The organism is Thermophagus sp. OGC60D27 (genome assembly GCF_052400625.1).
Lineage (GTDB): Bacteria > Bacteroidota > Bacteroidia > Bacteroidales > Marinilabiliaceae > Thermophagus.
In genome coordinates, this window is sequence record NZ_JBQTGH010000009.1 from 141,699 (window position 1) to 160,493 (window position 18,795).

Consider the following 18,795-nt stretch of genomic DNA (forward strand, 5'->3'; position numbering starts at 1 on the left):
CCTGAAATCTTTGGCTTATCGTTTCCTTGTTTTGGTTTCCGGCTTCTACTTTCAAAAGACCTTCTGCCCAATCATTTTATTCCCCTACTTTTCTTCAAGCACCACCTGATATTTTTCGTTCCAGACCAGACGTCCGGCTTTATCGGTTCCGTCCTCAGCCTTAAAGCCTTTCAGCACATTGGTTTTACCTTTAAGAACCAGCGTTTCGGCCTGTTTATCGGTCAGTTTTTTTCCCATGAACACAAAGGGAATGAGCACTCTACACCCTTCCCGATAACGGTTACATCCCCAGGCATTTTTGCCTTTCACAATGTGGCCGTGCTTACAGGCCGGACAAATCCATTCGGGTGCCTCATCTTTTTCGAGACGCAACCGGTAGTTATCATCCAGAGAAAGTTTGCCATTCACTTTTTCGCCGTTCAGTTCAAAGCCTTTTATAAGTCCGGTTTTCCCTTTTTTCAGCAACGTTTCAATCTGCTTATCGGTCAGTTTTTTGTCCAAATATTCAAAGGGTATAAGCGTTTTGCACCCTTCCTTATAGCGGGAACAGCCCCAATATTTTTTACCTTTGAGCATGAAGCCTTCACCGCAACGGGGACAGGCAATTTTATCTTCAGGCTCCTCCGCTTGTTGGCTTTGTTTTTTACTCCTCGCAGTAGCTTCTTTCTTCTGTTCCTCAGTCACCTCAATTTTCCGTTGAGAATGGTCATTTTTGACCACACTGACAACATCATAAACCATTTGCTTCATCTCTTCCAGGAAGGCTTTCACATCGTAGTTCCCGTTTTCAATATCGCGCAGCTTCTTTTCCCACATACCGGTCAGCTCCACCGACTTAAGCAGTTCATTTCTGATGCTGTCGATCAGCTGAATGCCGGTGATGGTAGGTGCCAGACTTTTTCTGTTTTTAGTGATATAGCGTCTTTTGAAAAGTGTTTCGATGATGGCTGCCCGGGTGGAAGGTCTTCCTATACCGTTTTCTTTCATGAGGTCGCGCAGTTCCTCGTCATCCACTTGTTTTCCGGCGGTTTCCATGGCTCTTAACAAGGTGGCCTCGGTATAGGGTTTGGGTGGCTGTGTTTCTTTTTCCTGCAGGTCGGGCTCATGAGGTCCGGTTTCACCCTTTTCAAATTCAGGAAGCACATTGTCGTCATCGGCAGAATTTGTTGCAGAGCCGGTCTGAAAGACTTTACGCCAACCGGGGTCGAGAATCTGTTTTCCGGATGTTTTAAATTTTACGGTTTCCACGATTCCTTCGACGGTGGTAGTTGAGATGATGCTATCGGGCCAGAAGGCAGCGATGAAACGGCGCGCCACGCGGTCGAAGACCAGCTTCTCGTTACGGCTCAGCCCTGCCGGTATTTGCCCGGTGGGGATGATGGCATGGTGGTCGGTAACCTTTTTATCGTCAAAAACCTTTTTGGACTTTTTGATTTTTTTCCCGAGCAAGGGTTGCACCAACGCCTCATAAGGTTTTAGGCCTTTCAGAATACCCGGAATTTTAGGATAGATGTCGTTGCTCAGGAAAGTAGTATCTACCCGCGGATAGGTGGTAACTTTTTTTTCGTAAAGGGATTGAATGATTTTAAGGGTCTCATCGGCCGAGAAGCCAAAGCGGCGGTTGCACTCCACCTGAAGGGCAGTAAGGTCGAAGAGTCGTGGTGGGGCCTCTTTACCTTTTTTGCGGTTGAAGCGGGTTATCTCAAAGGGTTTGTCTTTGATGATTTCCAGTGCCTGTTGCGCTTCTTCCTTTTTAAAGAATCGCCCTTCGGCGGCCGAAAAGGTCACATTTTTGTAGATGGTCTTCAGCTCCCAGTAGGGTTGTGGTACAAAGTTATCAATCTCTTTTTGTCGCTGAACAATCAAAGCCAATGTGGGTGTTTGCACCCTGCCAATGGACAAGACCTGACCATGTTGTCCGTATTTGAGGGTATAAAGTCGTGTAGCATTAATACCCAGCAGCCAGTCGCCAATGGCCCGCATGCTGCCTGCGGCATACAAACGGTCGAACTCCGAAGCATCAAAAAGCTTTTCAAAACCCTCTTTCAGGGCCTCTTCGGTCAGCGACGACACCCACAGTCGTTTCACGGGACATTTACACCCGGCCTTTTGCAGCACCCAGCGTTGGATGAGCTCACCCTCTTGTCCGGCATCACCGCAGTTTATGACCTCTTCAGCCTCTTCCACCAATCGGGCGATGATTTTAAATTGTTTCATCACGCCCTGATTGCTCAGCAGTTTAATGCCAAACTTTTGAGGAATCATGGGCAGGGTATTGAGTCGCCACCGTTTCCAGTCAGGTGAGTAGTCGTGCGGTTCCTTAAGGGTACAGAGATGACCGAAAGTCCAGGTAACACGGTAGTTGTTTCCTTCATAGTAACCGTCGCGCTGGTGTTTGGCGCCCAATACACGTGCAATTTCTCTGGCAACAGAGGGTTTTTCGGCAATGCAGACCTTCATAAAGTGGATGATTGTTCAGATGTAGTGCGAAGATAACAAAAATTGTTCGGGAATGACTGAAATGGGGACAGCCCCAGGTCACTCCTTATGTCATGTCGGGCCACTAAAACAAGGACAGCTGACGGTTCTCATCTTCATTGGTTTCTCCCTGGTGATGAGACAAAAGGCGCTCAATGAACCGGTCGGGAATTTCGGCTATAAAGGAAGAGGGTTTTTGTTCCTGCTCATGACCAAAAACAGCTCTTTTTTTGGCCCATGAGATATACAATTCATCGCGGGCACGGGTCATGGCCACATAAAACAAACGCCGTTCCTCTTCCCTGTCGCTGTCGGGCAGGCAAGAAGGGGTAATACCCTCTTCGGCCCCACAGAGAAAAACCACCGGAAATTCCAACCCTTTGGCAGCATGAAACGTTAGCAGCCGAACGCCTTTAGGACCACTTAATGCCGCATTGGTAAAAGGATTCAGGGCGGCCTCCTCCAAAAATTTACGGGCATCTTTCCCTGCCTCTGATGCCAGGGTGAGGATGGTTTCCATTTGCAGTTTTTGCTCAGGACGCTCGTCGTCGGAAGAAAGGTATTTCCCGAAAACCTGTTCGGCTAAACCCCTGACGCCAGATTTCTCCAGTATATCGGGCATATTGTGATACAGTTCGAGCCACTGTTTCCATCCGTCCTGCGCCTTTCCCGAAAGATTGGCACCTGCATTGTGGCGCCAGTCCCTGTTCGACTCGAACAGCCGTATCATGAAGTCACGAACATCCCGGGGTTTCCAGCCGGGCAGTAGTGCCAACAATTCTTCCAGAGCAAGCCGATCGTCGGGGTTCAGAAAAAGACGGATGGCATTGTTAAGGATGGAAAAGGGCGGTTCGGAAAACCACTGTCGCCCATCGGCTGTCACCACAGGAATATTGGCTTTTTTCAGAGTCATAAGCAACTGCCGCCCCACCTGATGTGTTCTGTAAAGCACAGCTATATCGGGGAAAGCATAATTCCCGTCGTAGGCCTCCCCACCAGAAAGCAAATTAAATCCACCGACCTTTATCTCGATTTCCCGAAGAATAAAAGCCGCTTCCTGCTCGGGTGTTTCGGCATTGAACAATGAAATCTTTTGTATTCCGGTCCGACGGGGTTGCAAAGCGATATCACTACGCAACGAATTGTTACGAATCACTGCCGAGGCCGCATGAACAATGGCCGGGATGCTCCTGTAATTTTGTGTAAGGCTAATGACTTCAGGACAGAATTCTTCCTGAAACCTGAAGAAAAGATTCACATCCGAACCACGGAAACCATAGATGGACTGATCGGGGTCGCCAATGGCCAGAATATTACGACCTTGCCCCAGAAGCCGAATAAACTCATATTGGATATGATTAATATCCTGAAACTCATCCACGGCAATGGCCTTCACCCTTTCGCGCTGTTGCTCCAACATTTCGGGATTTTCTTTCCAAAACAAAACCAGCTGTCCAATAATATCAGCAATATCCGCCGCACCTTGCTGAGACAGGAATTCACGATAATGAGCAACATAACTGATAAATGATTCCTCTTCATCTGCGGGCCGGCCTTCGAAGAAAGCGGCCATTCGTTGCGAAAGCCCCCGGCAGTCTTTATCCACCATGTTGGGAAAGAGAAGACGCAATGCCGATAACCGGTTGTTGTCATCGCAGATAACTTTCAGGTTAGGGAAATAACTTCTGAGCATCTTCCATGCGATGGCGTGAAAAGTGCCGGCTACGACCTTTCCGTCCCATTCTCCGGACACCTTATTCAGTCGTTCCTCTATCTCGGCCGCGGCTTTATTGGTAAAGGTAATGGCCATTATTTCAGAAGGATTAACTCCCTCCTTCTCCATCTGGTTCTGAATCCACCGTATCATGGTTCCGGTTTTTCCGGTTCCGGGGCCTGCTTTAACCAGCACGGCGCCGGTCAGGGTATCTCTTACTTTCTTTTGGGCCTCATTCAACCCCTGGTATTGGTTTTTCGGGTCAGGCTCGGCAACGGAACGAAGCTCACCGGAAGGCAAAGAGGGCTTTTCATCCCTGCTTTTCATCCTTTTTTTCGGAACGATATCCGCCAGGCCAAACAAAGGTAACTGACCTCCCATGTGTTCGACCTCTCCTTCTTTAAATATCTTAATAACACCATAAACCCCATCGAAACCCGATTGAGGCATTACCTCCCCCCTGCGCATGCGACCTATGGCTTCCGATAACAAAGGACCGGCCTTTTGGCGAATATCCTCCAGCGGAACCTGATTCAACAGAGAAAACTCATTGCCGAATGAGGACAGGACTTGAATAAAACTATTCCTTACACCTTTTGAGGCAGGCCCTACCCCTTTTATTTCGGACAATATTTCCGGGAGAGGAATGATATATTTGTAATCCGGAGCATTAGCAGGCTTTTGCGCTTCAACCCTATCCGACAACGCCATCACTCTGTTGAGCACCCCCACGGTCAAAGGTTTACCACACACGGGACAGATGCCCTGGTATTTGTTGGTTTCGGCAGGATTCAAAGAAACGCCACATTTACGGTGTCCATCCATATGATACTTTCCCTCCTGGGGATAAAACTCATAGGTACCTAAAAAGCCATTCCGTGTTTTAAGTGCCTGAAACATGGCATCATAACTCAGCTCTGTATCGAACAAGGTAGCTTCCCGCCCCAACTTCTGCGGTGAATGAGCATCGGAATTGGATATGAGGGCATAGCGGTCAAGACTGCTCCAGTGCCAGTTCATGGCCGGATCGGATGACAAGCCGGTTTCCAGCGCAAAAATAAGATGCGACAAATCCCGGAAACAATCCTCCACGCTGTCATAACCACCTTTCGACCCCAAAGTACTGAACCAGGGCGTCCACACATGGGCAGGAATGAGACAGGCACGCTCCGAACATTCGGTGACAATCTCCAGCAGGTCGCGCGATGGAAGGCCCAGGATAGGACGACCGTCGGCGGTCAGATTACCGATCTGTGAAAGACGCGCATTGATGCGCTCCACCGTCTCCAGATCAGGGGCAAAAATCAAATTGTGATTTTTCCTGACCTTATCGCCATATTTATAGATGGAACTGATTTCGGAAGACAAACAAAAGCGTATGTCGATATCTTTAACCTTCACACCGGGTAATCCGGTCTCCCGAGGCGGTTCTTTCAACCGGAAGAACCCGTTTCCGTCGGGCTCCAGCTTTTCCTTAATTTCTCTAAACCATTGAGGATGGGTGAAATCGCCAGTCCCGATAACATTTATGCCTTTAATCCGGGCCCACTGATATAAAGACTCCAAGTCCAGACTTTTACTGGTAGCTCTTGAAAACCGGGAATGAACATGAAGATCGGCAATAAAAAACATAAGGCAAGTGAGTGATGGAAATGAATCCTAAAATTAATAATCATTTACACACCCAATGCATAAAATGGACAATTTATAATTAAAAGTCATTAGAAAAGCCATTATATTGAATAAGGTTTAAGCCAAAAAGGAAAGATTTTAGACTTTGGGATTCCAGCTATTCAACATTTATTACTCAACTTTCTGTTTGTCCCTGAAAGACTAGGATATCATTTTGAAGAACGGCCAATTATTGCGAGTTAATAAAAAAATAAGGCTGATAACATTAAAATTATCAGCCTCATTCAAAAAATGTTTTCGCCCAAAGAAATTCCATAGTGAATAAATGCTTATCAATGCAGGGGGCACCCCATTTTTACGCTGTTCATTTTTTTTGAAAAGCCATACCACAAATTTGGAATTTCTTTGAAGCGAAAACTACCCTAACCCAACTTTTTTATTCTATAATGCACACTAACCTAACGTAGTTTTAGATGCAAATGACATCACCTTGCGGGCCATTCCCTTCGGCAAAACCACCGGGATTTCCGGTTTTTAGAGTTTTATCGATACAAATATGTGTGTTTAGGCTTTCATTAGTAAATGGAATCGACAGTACCAGGGAATTAACCTACCAAACACAAGAATCTCTATACATATTTTTTCAGGCAATATCAGAATCCGAAAAACTATATAATATCGACTTCTTTAATCAGTGTCTGGTCAATTCATGGATAAAAATCCTTCGACCATGAATTTCACTCCCCCCGCCAAGACAACCTATATACGGTCCATAATTTCCGAAAAGCATAAAAATAACTGAGAAACCGGAAGAGGGGAATTATTCCGGTCTTTGCAAATGGTCGATTATTCCCCCCAAAAAAGAAGTTCTTCTTGGTCGTTCCGGATTGTTTTCATATCCAATAATCACTGAGCTGTAAACCACCATATGTTTAAAATCAAGTACCAGGGTAAGATAATCCTTAATGTCGGTTACATGCCAATTCAACAAATACAAATCATCCCCTATTTTGCGACTACGATAAGGAATACCTTTATTGCCTTTTCCTTTTCGGGATCCTTTAATCCATTCATATTTTCCCATCCCATCATAAAACTCCATATGGATTGCATTTCCTGACTGATATTGATAATTAAAGGAATAGCCATCCAATAAATGCTCAGGTTCACCAAATTGGTAGTTTTCACTGTCGGCAGACGAAGTTGTTTGGGCAAATACCTGTCCTAATCCCATCAATGCAACAATTGTTAATAGAAATAATTTTCTCATCATCATACTATTTTATAAGATTAATAAAAACGTTTTCGAAGCCGTAAAGCCTATGGATACACTTAAAGCAAAGAGATAATTCTAATCGGTTTAGAAAAACAATGGAAACGAAAAATATGGATAGATTGACATTCAAACCAATAACATGTAACCAATCGCCATGCGAGTCCCATTGCACAAAAAAGCTTTTATACAAACCTAGAGCAAAAACGAAGTTATGGAAAGGTAAAATCGGGAGTTCATAGGGTAAATATGCGCCATGGAATCTTAGGGGGCCGTCAATTGCAGAAGCAACGCTCTATTCAAGGTAAGTTCCACGGAGGTGAAAAGAGAAAAAAAGCCCAAAAAAGTCAACCACAATGGCAACTCTTTTGGGCCCGAAAAATATTCTTACGGATTTGATTTTTAATCTATCAATCCTCGATGTTTCAGCATCGGTGTAATATCGGGTTCTTTTCCACGGAAATCCACAAACATTTTATTAAGGTTTTCAGAATTTCCTTTAGAAAGAATCATATCACGGAACCGCTGTCCATTTTCGCGGGTAAGGCCACCATTTTCCTGGAACCAGGCAAAAGCATCGTTATCGAGCATTTCGGCCCAGAGATATGCATAATAACCTGCGGCATAGCCATGTCCCCAGATATGCAGGAAATAGGGTGTAGAATATCTTGGCGGGATCTGAGGAATATCCAAGTTAAGTTTTTTCAATGCTTGTTTTTCGAAGGCCTCCACGTCGTCGATATTGTCGTCAACAGTAATGTTATGCCACTGCATGTCTAGACCGGCAGCAGCCAATACTTCGGCCAAGGCATACCCTTGGTTGAATTTAGAAGCCTTCACTACTTTTTCTACCAGTTCCTTAGGCATGGGTTCACCGGTTTCGTAGTGTTTGGCATAGTTATTAAACACCTCAGGATAAAGGGCCCAGTGTTCGTTGATTTGAGAAGGCAATTCCACAAAATCTCGAGACACATTGGTTCCTGCCAGACTAGGATAAGTCTGATCCGAGAGAAGGCCATGCAAGGCGTGCCCGAACTCATGGAACATGGTGGTGACATTGTCGTAGCTCAACAAGGCAGGTTGTCCTTCTGCCGGCTTGGGGAAATTGCAGACATTGTAAATTACCGGCTTGTGATTCATCAGTTTCGACTGACCAATAATTTCACTCATCCAAGCACCACCCGATTTATTATCGCGTTTAAAATAATCGACATAAAACAGACCTACCGAACTGCCATCTTCATTGAAGATTTCAAACACCCGCATATCGTCACTATAAACAGGAATATCTTGACGTTCTTTGAAAGTAATTCCATAAAGCCTGGTAGCCGTATAAAAGACACCATCTTCCAGTACGCGGTTAAGCTCGAAATAAGGTTTTATTTCGCTTTCATCAAGGTCATATTTGGCTTTTTGCAACTTGGCGGCATAGTAATTCCAATCCCAAGGTTCCAGTTTAAAATTACCCCCTTCCTTGTCGATGAGCTTTTGAAGTTCTTCGGCCTCTTTTTTGGCTTTTGCAACCGTAGCAGGCACCAAATTGGCCATAAATTTATTGGCGGCTTCAGGAGTCTGCGCCATCTGATCTTTCAGGTTCCACTCGGCATAACTTTTAAAACCGAGCAGCTGGGCTTGCTCAGCGCGTATCTTAGCGATCCGTTTAAGGATGTCACGGGTATCGTTTTCGTCGCCCTGACTGGCACGGGACATCGATCTAAGGAACAATTCACGACGAATTTCGCGATTGTCGAGTGACGCCAGAAAAGGTTGCTGAGTAGTATTAAGCAATGGGAGCACATATACGGTTTTACCATCTTTTTCCTGCTTCAGAGCTTCCAGTTCAGCGTCGGACAAGCCTTTTAATTCATCTTTATCTTCCACAACCAAGCCACCTTTCTGTGCGGCAGCCAACAGCTTATTGGCATACTGCGTACTCAGCAAGGCTTCTTCCTCATTGAGTTTGCGCATTTTTGCCTTCGCCTCTGATGAAAGGTTAGCTCCGGACAAAACAAATTTTTCGTAATAATAATCAACCAAACGTAGAGATTCGGAATCCAATTCCAATTGATCTCGTTGCTCATAAATGGCTTTCACCCTCTCAAACAGTTTTTCATTCAAAAAAACCGCATTATTAAGCCCAGCCAGTTTGGGAGCCATTTCTTCCTCTACAGCCTGTAATTCCGCATTGGTATTGGCTCCGGTAAGCATACTGAAAACTCCGTAAACCCTGCTCAACGTTTGTCCGCTTTTTTCCAGAGCCACCAATGTATTTTCGAAAGTAGGGGCTTCCGAGCTGTTGGCAATAGCGTCGATTTCAGCCAGTTTTTCTTCAATACCGGCCTCTAGAGCAGGTTTAAAATGACTGTCTTTAATGGCCGCAAAATCGGGCGCATGATAGGGTAACGTACTCTCTTTCATTAAAGGATTGTTTTTCAATTCCTCATCATTCTGATGAGCACTCTTTCCGTTGCCGCAAGCTGAAATCAGCACAGCCAGCACAACAGAAGTGATTAAATTAGTTTTTCGCATCACAATTAGATTGAATTTAGGTATAATTTAGGTGCTAGTTATCTCTTAACTAATACACTATTTGTAATAACCTGCTAATAAAATCGAACATTTTTTTGATCATCCGAACGTAAAGATCAGGCCACCTTTAGCAGATCAGATGAAACGGCATCAAAAAGGAAAAAACCTGACCGGTCAATCCTCTTCATTCAAAACATTACCCACCAATCAATCTCTCAATTCAAAAGATCAGGGAAAAAAGGTGTTCCTATAAGAACACCTCTAAACCTATTCAATCTTATTTTCTTTTTTAGCTTTCACCCTGTTCTTCTTTCGTGGCCGGGTATTGCCATAAGACTTTGCAAATAATTTTCCTTGTCTTGTCTTTTTGTCACCTTTTCCCATAATCGATTAAAGTTTAAATTACAAAAATTTAAGTTATAATGATTTTGAAAATAGCTGTCAAAAAAACGACCACCCGCAAATATAAACAAAAATGACAGGATTGGATGAACGCATTATCTCTTTAGTGCTCCACTTCAAAATATAATTTATAGTAATTCAATCCCTTTTCCGAATCGAACCCTCGTTCCAAATGATCACGACGTCCATGAACATAGACATGAAAGTTTTTATCCAGCTTAAGCACTGACTTAAAATGCTTCTTCTCTGTCTTTACAGCAGTTTTGGCAATATCAAAGTTATCGTTGAGCGGTAGTTCCTTTTCCTCCTGGAACGCTTGGCGATAATCATTGAAGGCTTCAATAACTTCGGGATGACGAATGACCTGCTGCTCAAATTCATCCTTTTTAAAATTATTGTTTTTATTAAAAAAGTCGTATGAGCGATTCAGCATGTCAATCTGGTCGGGTTTGGGCACTTCATGTTCGTCATTAAAAACGTCGGTAACAAAATCTCTGCAAAGATTTAAATAGTTTTTGGTAAAGTAATAATTGTCTTCACGAGGCATAAGTCCAAGAAAATCATCTTTCCAGAATCTGGCTTCCTGACCTTTGTTAATGTTGTCGACCATGGTTACTTTATAGCCGGCCTCTTTTTCAGTATTAAAGACAATGCATCCCTTATCCAGCTTTTTAATATTTATTCCATCCTGAGTTCCCAGTTCGAACGTTTGATCTTTAAGATAAACCTTCAGAAAAGTCTCCTTATTCTCACTTTTAAATATACCAATAGCGTCAGTCACCTCGCCGTCGACAACACAATTACTGAAGTAGGCCATATAAAACTCACCCCCCCGGATTTTGGGATGGTTGGACTGTTCATACAGGTGTTCGGCCACTTTTATGGAGGTATCATAAAGTTGGTCGGGGCTTTCAAAAACGGCGGTTAACCATTGGAACATTAAGTTATTTTCCGGTTCTTCGTTTTCATCGGTAAAATTGAAATAAGCTTCGGTTTTAAAAGGTCGGAAAAAATAGGACAATAAAACATCTCCGACGGTTTCATCATCAAACAAACGCACCGGACTTTTAGAAAACCTGACGGGTTCCCCTTCTGTACGACTACCTATTTGATGAATCACCAAATTCTCGATCTTCACCTGCGAATAATCAATCATATATAAAAAAATTTACCTGCAAATTTAGAAAAATCATATCGGAATTAGACTAAAAACATGTTCTCTTTATAGCTCTTTTTAAACCTCCCGTCTCTACTCACACAAATTGTCCCCGCTTTTCCTTTATAATCAAGAAAAAGCAGGGACAATCAGTTAGGGTAAAGGTATCTTATGGAAACAATTCATAAGCCCTCTTAAGAGTCAACAACGAGCATGTGTTATAGTATTCTCTAACTGCACTAACCCGGAAATAATAACAAGGCGCCAGAGAAAACAAACAACACAATTTCAATCGATCAGAATTAAAAACCATCAAACCAATGACTGATGATTTTTTCTGCCGGTTTTCCCCGTACCGATGCGGCCTTTTCGAAGGCGGTATTCATATCGCGGGGCTCATATTTGGTGAAACGGTCGTAGTACATATATCCATGCGAAATTACGCCTTGGATATCCACGCTACTTTCGTTCACAGCCTGAAGAATACCATGATAAAGGTCGGCCTGCTCGTAAAAATCAACAGCCCAGTTATTAGCAGATGCTGAAACATCCAGCACTGGTTCAAGATGGCCGTAAGTATTGGCAGCCCCGTCTACAGATGGTGCCCATACCCATAGAATCAAAGGTTTACTAAATCCGGAGAAATGGTTTAATATACCGGTCATCGCATCCTTAATTTGAGAAACGGAAGGATTAGTAATCTCAGTAATACTGGACACCACAATACCAAAAGCATCAAACAAATCGACAAAACTGTCGGTATAGCTATCATCTTCAAAATATTGCCACTCGGAACCACCTTCATAGTTATCTGCGGTAAACGGTCTGGCAACCCCAAAATAAGCAATCTTTCCGCTATAAACACTTCTCACCTCACTGATGAGATCATTCCAATGTGTTTCATACAACGATTCTGAGCTAAAGGCATCCGGGCTGGTAGCATAGGAAAGACCATGGCCCAGAGAAATCCATTCCACCCCTTTTGATTCTGCGGTTTGGGCATATTCCTTCAATATCCTGGCATATTCCGAGAACCAGTCTTCCCAGAAGGCATCACTCAACTTTCCTCCACTAAAAACAATCTCGTTAAAGGACTTACCGTCCAATTTTTCTTCATCCTGAGGCCAGACACCAAACCAATACATCATATTGAGGTTTCGTTCCGACGCCTTGTCCGAAAGCGATTGGTATTGGCTTTGGCTCAACATCTCCCAGTCATAATAAGTATTAGCTTTGGTACTCATAGCAACAGAGTCATTGCCTACGGCTGTGACAAATACCGGATCGAACACCGTCACGGTGTTGGCATTCATATCTTCAAGGCGTTCAAAGGTCTGCTCAAAAGCTTCCGGATAGAGTTCCTGCCCCATCCAGGGACCGGCGTCGAAGAGGGAAACCCCTTTAATAAAATCAGAGTTTTGTGAATTGATCCCAGACACTTTAGGATAAGCTATCAGAGAAATATCGTAGGTTTCATTTCCCTCAAACTCCCAGGAATACTGTATTGGAATATACTCCCCGGATACATCGGATGTCAAGGTACTAATACCCACCTCATTATTTTCGAAAGAAAACTTACCGTCAACATCGGTAGTAGCTGTCAATTCGCCAAAAAGAATTTCAATATTATCCAGAAAAGTATTGGTTTCTGCAGACTTTAAAGTACCATTAATAATATAATTGCCAGCCGCAGACTCTGTAATAGTAATGGTGATGGATACTTTGGAAGATTTACCTTGGTCGTCATCCACACTGACTTCCACCGTATTTTCTCCTATTTCTAAATGATAATTGGAATCCCAGTTAACGGTATAAGGTTCATCTTCCCAATGGTGGACACTATTTCCGTTAAATAAAAGATCTACCAACAAGATATTGCCATTTTCATCGGAAGCTTCTATTTCAAACGGGATGGTAGCACCTTTTTCAAAGATATCCCCATCTTTCGGTGAGATTATTGACACTTTGGGCGCATCCGGATCAAATACATCTTCCTCGGTAATAGTTATGGTTACCATCTCTTTCGATGATTTACCTTGATCATCTTCCACCACACACTCCACGGTGTACTCTCCAACCTCCATATCCCGGGTATCCATATCGTAAACAAATGGTCCAGACTCCCAATGATAAACACTCTCACCACTGATTCTCAAGTCGACCAACAATATATTTCCGTCAACGTCAGAAGCTTCGATTTCAAAGGGAATAAGGGAACCCTTTTTAAATTGGTCTCCATCTTCAGGAGAAAGGATTGTTACCTTAGGGGCTTGGGGTTCCGGCTCACTCCCTTCTTCTTTATCTGAGCAACCCCAAATAAGAAGAAGAAAGAAGATGCAAAAAAAAGGAAGTGAAGTTTTCATTAGTATAAAAGTTATTTAAGTTATTGATTTCCGAAGTATCACCGAGACATCTGGCAGGAAGGGACAGGCAGAAAGAACTCGCATGGCAAGGCCTTTTTTTATACATATTCTTGTTGTGACAAATGATATCATGCTCGAATTAGAATAACAAATTTTAGCTAAGTAGGCACTGCCCTTGTCTGGTCAAATAATATTCACAGTAAGGACAGAGATTTTATTTTTAAATCTTAGAAAAATTCACCTAAAGAAGTCGAAAGTATATGACCGGGCCACATAGAAAGTCCAAAATAATCTTAAAATCTAAAACAAACAATTCAGGAAAATTCAAATCAACAGCAATGCAAATAAGCATCAATCCTAATTCACATTAATATACATTTTTTTATACGAACAACATTCAAAAATGTTTTATCTCTATTCAAAATATCATAAAACAATATTAATTACGCCATTATGCATACCATATTTTACCTAAAAAAACATTTTTTTGTATCACCTCAAAGAATAAAACAATTACTTTTACAACGCAAAAACGGGAAAAACAGATATTGAAATTCAAAACTTCAAGCCAGTATTGTGGTTATTAAATTTCCCGAATATCGTTGAAATCCAACTCAACATTTGATCCCAAAAAATAAAAGCATCGAAGGTTTAACGTTTCAATTCACGTTAAAAAACGATAAAAATCATAAGTCATGCGAAGGTTTACAATTGCACTACTCTATATTTTTTTCTTAGTTCAGGTTTATGGCCAATATTACTCTTCAGGTTCAGATCCGGCTTCCATAAATTGGAAGCAAATCAATTCCGATCGTTTCAGGCTGGTATTTCCTGATGAATTTTCAGAAGCAGCACTTGACCTAAGTTTTTATTTAGATAGCATTGCCCCCAAGGTAGAAGCATTGCTCAATCATAGACCACGCAAGATTAATATCTTAATACACGGACATTCCACCTATAGTAATGGCTTTGTATCATGGGCTCCACGACGCATTGAATTATATCCCACTCCAGACCAGAAGAACTATAGTACCGACTGGCTTCGTCAACTGGCTATTCATGAATATCGACATGTGGTACAGATCGATAAGCTAAGGAAAGGCTTTACCAAAGTGGCTTCATGGTTTTCCGGTCAACAAGCTACGGGTGCCGTTCTTGGTGCGTATATTCCCTTATGGTTCATGGAAGGAGATGCAGTAATAACAGAGACCACCCTATCGAACAGCGGACGAGGAAGGTTGCCCTCATTCACACAACCTCTGAGAGCAAGACTGGTGGAGTATGGATATGACCATTTTGATAAAGCTTATCTTGGATCCTACAAAGAATTTATTCCCGATTATTACAAGTCGGGATACTACTTCACTGCAGCAGTTCGACAACGTTACGGAGCCCAAATTTGGTCAGATGTCATTGATAATACAGGACGTAATAGCTGGTCGCTGATCCCCTTTCGTCAAGCCTTGCGAAAAACCGGCTTTCGGAATCAAAGACTACTTTACAATGCTGTCTTTGACAGTCTTGTCACTCAATGGAAAAAGTATGACAACAATGTCATTCCCTCCAATTTCAAGCTCATAGCAGAAGGAAAGGACGACTATACAAACATAGAATACCCCGTAGTCACCAACCAAGGAGAAATTTTTGCTCAGATCAGCGGTCCCGGCCAACGAACACAAATTGTTCGAATCTTACCAAATGGCATTCAAGAGCCTTTGGTATATACAGGAGCTAGAAACAATGACCCCATCACGGCCAATGATAGGTGGGTAGCCTGGACAGAATTCAAGTCTCACATCCGCTGGGAAAATGCAGACTATTCCATCGTCAGGATTTACAATAAACTCAATGGTCAAACCCAAAACCTCACCTCCAGGTCCCGATACTTCTCTCCGGCCCTTACCTCTAACTCTGACACACTCGCAGTGGTAGAAAGCACAACAGATTATCGATTTTATATCACACTTATTGATATAAATTCAGGAAATTCCATAAAAAGGATACCTACCCCTAGCAACGCTTTTCCGATGCACCCCTCGTGGAGTGACCAAAAACATGAATTGGTCATGGTTCTTCTGACCGAATCGGGAAAAATCATATCAACGCTAAATACGAAAACCAATGAATGGGTAACCGTTCGCGCTCCCTCCTTCGATGAACCAATGTATCCGACAAAAAGAGGAGATTACATCTGGTTTGCTGCTTCAACGCCTAACTCGGAAGAAATTTTCCGCATATCCACCAAAACAGGTGCCACAACCCAAATGACTCAATCACGTTTTGGGGCCTCCTATCCGGCTCTATCGGACAAAGACTCCCTACTCTATTGCGATTATTCACCACGAGGATACCGGTTGGTTAAGATTTCAGCAGATCAAACAATGAAAAAAGAGGTTTCTCCAGCTAATTTGACCAATCAACTTGTAAAAAAGCTTAAGGCACAAGAGCCGGAAATCCCTGTTTATTCCACTATGGAAAACCCAGAAATCGAGCCTTACAGCAAATGGAACCTTTTCAATTTCCATTCGTGGGCGCCGGCCTATTTTAACATCAACGATATGGAGCTATATCCAGGGTTCGCTTTGATGAGTCAAAATCTTCTGGGAACGGCTGTCATTACTGCCGGCTTTAATGGTGCAAAATCAAAGAGTCATGAAAAATACCACATAGGTTTCAAATGGCGGGGCTGGTTTCCCATTTTTAATTTTGATATAAAATGGGGGGATAACAAGGAAACATTCAATGACGTATTAATCGACTTCAATAGTTTTTATTCACTGAATCAACAGGAAAAGGAAAATCATCTAAAACTAGAAGCAGGAGCAAGTCTTCCTTTTTACCTGAGCCAAGGAAAATGGCAACGATTTCTCCAATTGGGAAGTGAGCTGGAATGGCAGAGCATCAGCAACCAAAACTATATCCAATCCATTTATTCTACAATTGGGAACTATGCTTTTCAGACCAGTGAAAACCTTATAAAATTGCCAAACCAGGATTACCTGGGAATGGAATATTCTATCTATTTCCACAATAAACTCAGAGGCTCCACTCGTGATGTAAATACCCGCTGGGGTCAAGCGGTCAGCATACTTTACAGGCATACACCTTGGGGCAATTTTAAAGCAGGAAAAAACTATGGAATTAGTAGCCGCCTTTACCTCCCCGGAATCTTAAAACATCATGCCCTGGTGTTGGACAACCAGTGGCAAAAAAAGGTTGGAGGAGATACAATCAGCACTGAATCGAACTACCTTACATATTTAAAATTCAATGATCTTTTAGACCTTCCGAGAGGATATCAAAGCATATACAATGATGAGATGTATATTTTTAACGCAACATATCAAATGCCGCTTTGGAATCCCGACTGGTCGTTGCCAGGATTGCTATACATCAAGCGGTTCCGGTTACATCTTTTCTTCGATGCTGCAATGGCAAAATACGAACTTCAAGAAAAAGCAAGCACAAGGGCCATCAAATTATCAAACACCTACACCTCCACGGGAATCGAATTAATGAGTGACATTCACGCTTTCAGATTCATCCTTCCATTCTCCATCGGATATAGGGGAGGATATCGGAACGGAGACAATTCATTGTTCCATGAACTCATTATTTCCACCAGTTTCAACAATTTCCTAGTCAGCAAAAAATAATTTTTAAAAAACAATAAGCTTGAATTAATAAAGACAAACAATTATTTGGAAAAGAAGTTTGTATGAAACCCATTAAACAAATTCCTCAAAAAAGGGAACTAACCTTCAGCGAATAATTCTCCTCGCTGTAACTCAATAACAGTAATCTCGGGCGGCATTCCGACACGGGCCGGCATACCCAGATAACCAAGTCCCCGATTTACGTACAAGAATTGTTTTCCCTCTCGATAAAGGCCTGCCCACCGTTTAAATCGGTATTTGGCAGGACTCCAGTTAATTTTTCCCACTTCCACGCCAAATTGCATACCATGGGTATGCCCAGACAAGGTAAGGTCATAACCCTTTTTTCGAACCACTTCAGCATCCCAGTGATCAGGATCATGTGAAAGCAATACTCTAAAGGGTGCAGACGGAGCTTTTTCCCATGTTCTCTCCAAATCTCCATATTGCGGGAATGGTGGTCGTCCCCAATTCTCCACTCCACTTAAAACAATACTCTCACCCTCTTTTTCTATCAAAACAGATTCGTTCCTTAAAAGTCTGAAACCAAAACGTTCAAATGCACTCAAAATCCCCTTAAAATTGACTTCTTTCCGCTCTACTGAATACCATGTGCTGTAATCACCATAATCATGATTCCCCAAAATAGCATACTTCCCCATCGGCGCGACAATGCTTCCCAAAACATTCTCCCAGTCTTTGGTTTCCCCAGCAAAGTTATTAACCAGATCTCCAGTAAAAACAACAATATCGGCATGCTGCGAATTAATCAAATCCACCGCATCCTGCAAAGGTTTCTGATTAGATCCGAAGCTGCCAAGATGGAGGTCAGAAATCTGAATCATACGCAAACCATGGAATGCTTTAGGAAGATTGGGAAAGGCAAGCTTCACAGGACGGGTATAGAATGCAAACCGTCCCTTAAGAACACCGAAAAGAATAGTCACAAAGGGTGCTGTAGCCATAATAATCCCAATCTGACTTAAAAACTTCGCCCTCGATACAGTTGGATAATGTCTTTTGGTATAAGTCTTTGAAGTTCGCTGAAGGGAAAAATTTGATATCCATCCAATCCCCTCCACCAACAAATAGACAAACTTGGGAAGATAAACTAAAAGAAAAGCTGTTAAAAAATAGCTGAAAGCATTAAACAGATGGTGATTTCCTGCGTGGGGGATCAAAAGTCCGAAAATAAAAAAAACGGATAAAAAGACAACCGGAAATATTACAAATCCGACAATAACCATCCATTTACCACATTTTTTATCCTTAAATATTCTCCCTTTTTTCCAGAGTTTCCAAAACAACCAGTCAATTCCTACAACAACCAATAATAAAACCCACAAAAACACCACCTGATATCTCATTACTATTCTCTTTTTGGCCCGGAAGTTTGCGCCGGCAGTCTCATTTTACATGCATCAAAAAGCGTAACCATATGATTTTTAGACGCACAAATCTAACATCACAAAAACAAAGAGAGCTAAAATGATTGTTAAAGTTTTGTAAAAACAATTTACAATTATAATATCAATAAGGCATTTATAAAATAATCCCCGGCTGAATCCTGCCTTTAAACAGGCAATCAAACA

General features: G+C 42.5%; 9 protein-coding genes. 1 reads left to right on the top strand and 8 read right to left on the bottom strand.

From position 1 onward, the window contains the following. Positions 1-84 precede the first annotated feature (84 nt). From ACT29H_RS12430 to ACT29H_RS12460, 7 genes are all read right to left on the bottom strand, one after another. Complete coding sequence (locus ACT29H_RS12430; RefSeq protein ID WP_444821958.1) at positions 85-2,460, bottom strand: DNA topoisomerase 3; 2,376 nt, start codon at positions 2,458-2,460, stop codon at positions 85-87. A 103-nt stretch (positions 2,461-2,563) separates the two neighbouring features. Next, entirely contained in the window at positions 2,564-5,824 is a 3,261-nt protein-coding gene (locus tag ACT29H_RS12435; protein ID WP_444821959.1) for a UvrD-helicase domain-containing protein, read from the bottom strand. A gap of 820 nt (positions 5,825-6,644) precedes the next feature. Then, entirely contained in the window at positions 6,645-7,094 is a 450-nt protein-coding gene (locus ACT29H_RS12440) for a hypothetical protein (protein WP_444821960.1), read from the bottom strand. Between the two features lie 405 nt (positions 7,095-7,499). Further along, a complete protein-coding gene (gene dcp / locus ACT29H_RS12445) occupies positions 7,500-9,626 on the bottom strand; it encodes a peptidyl-dipeptidase Dcp (protein ID WP_444821961.1) in 2,127 nt (708 codons plus the stop codon). A gap of 267 nt (positions 9,627-9,893) precedes the next feature. Further along, the gene (locus ACT29H_RS12450) at positions 9,894-10,010 is read right to left on the bottom strand and encodes a 30S ribosomal protein THX (RefSeq protein WP_444821962.1); all 117 of its coding nucleotides are present in this window, start codon (positions 10,008-10,010) and stop codon (positions 9,894-9,896) included. 121 nt (positions 10,011-10,131) lie between these two features. Then, positions 10,132-11,184 carry a nucleoid-associated protein gene (locus tag ACT29H_RS12455; protein ID WP_444821963.1) on the bottom strand — a complete coding sequence of 351 codons (1,053 nt, stop codon included), beginning with the start codon at positions 11,182-11,184 and terminating at the stop codon, positions 10,132-10,134. Positions 11,185-11,486: 302 nt separating this feature from the next. Further along, a complete protein-coding gene (locus tag ACT29H_RS12460) occupies positions 11,487-13,547 on the bottom strand; it encodes an Ig-like domain-containing protein (protein ID WP_444821964.1) in 2,061 nt (686 codons plus the stop codon). A 695-nt stretch (positions 13,548-14,242) separates the two neighbouring features. On the opposite strand from ACT29H_RS12460, the gene ACT29H_RS12465 reads away from it, so the two are divergent. Beyond that, positions 14,243-17,203, top strand: a complete 2,961-nt coding sequence (locus ACT29H_RS12465; RefSeq protein WP_444821965.1) for a hypothetical protein — start codon at positions 14,243-14,245, stop codon at positions 17,201-17,203. Positions 17,204-17,301: 98 nt separating this feature from the next. Here the strand turns inward: ACT29H_RS12465 and ACT29H_RS12470 are convergent, their stop codons facing one another. Then, positions 17,302-18,570 (bottom strand): metallophosphoesterase, encoded by a 1,269-nt coding sequence (locus ACT29H_RS12470; protein ID WP_444821966.1) that lies wholly within the window; start codon positions 18,568-18,570, stop codon positions 17,302-17,304. Positions 18,571-18,795 lie beyond the last annotated feature (225 nt).

Coding starts and splice junctions, on each gene's coding strand:
- ACT29H_RS12430 (WP_444821958.1), bottom strand. CDS start 2,460: ATGAAGGTCTGCATTGCCGAAAAACCCTCTGTTGCCAGAGAAATTGCA.
- ACT29H_RS12460 (WP_444821964.1), bottom strand. CDS start 13,547: ATGAAAACTTCACTTCCTTTTTTTTGCATCTTCTTTCTTCTTCTTATT.
- ACT29H_RS12470 (WP_444821966.1), bottom strand. CDS start 18,570: ATGAGATATCAGGTGGTGTTTTTGTGGGTTTTATTATTGGTTGTTGTA.
- ACT29H_RS12440 (WP_444821960.1), bottom strand. CDS start 7,094: ATGAGAAAATTATTTCTATTAACAATTGTTGCATTGATGGGATTAGGA.
- ACT29H_RS12435 (WP_444821959.1), bottom strand. CDS start 5,824: ATGTTTTTTATTGCCGATCTTCATGTTCATTCCCGGTTTTCAAGAGCT.
- ACT29H_RS12455 (WP_444821963.1), bottom strand. CDS start 11,184: ATGATTGATTATTCGCAGGTGAAGATCGAGAATTTGGTGATTCATCAA.
- ACT29H_RS12465 (WP_444821965.1), top strand. CDS start 14,243: ATGCGAAGGTTTACAATTGCACTACTCTATATTTTTTTCTTAGTTCAG.
- dcp (WP_444821961.1), bottom strand. CDS start 9,626: ATGCGAAAAACTAATTTAATCACTTCTGTTGTGCTGGCTGTGCTGATT.
- ACT29H_RS12450 (WP_444821962.1), bottom strand. CDS start 10,010: ATGGGAAAAGGTGACAAAAAGACAAGACAAGGAAAATTATTTGCAAAG.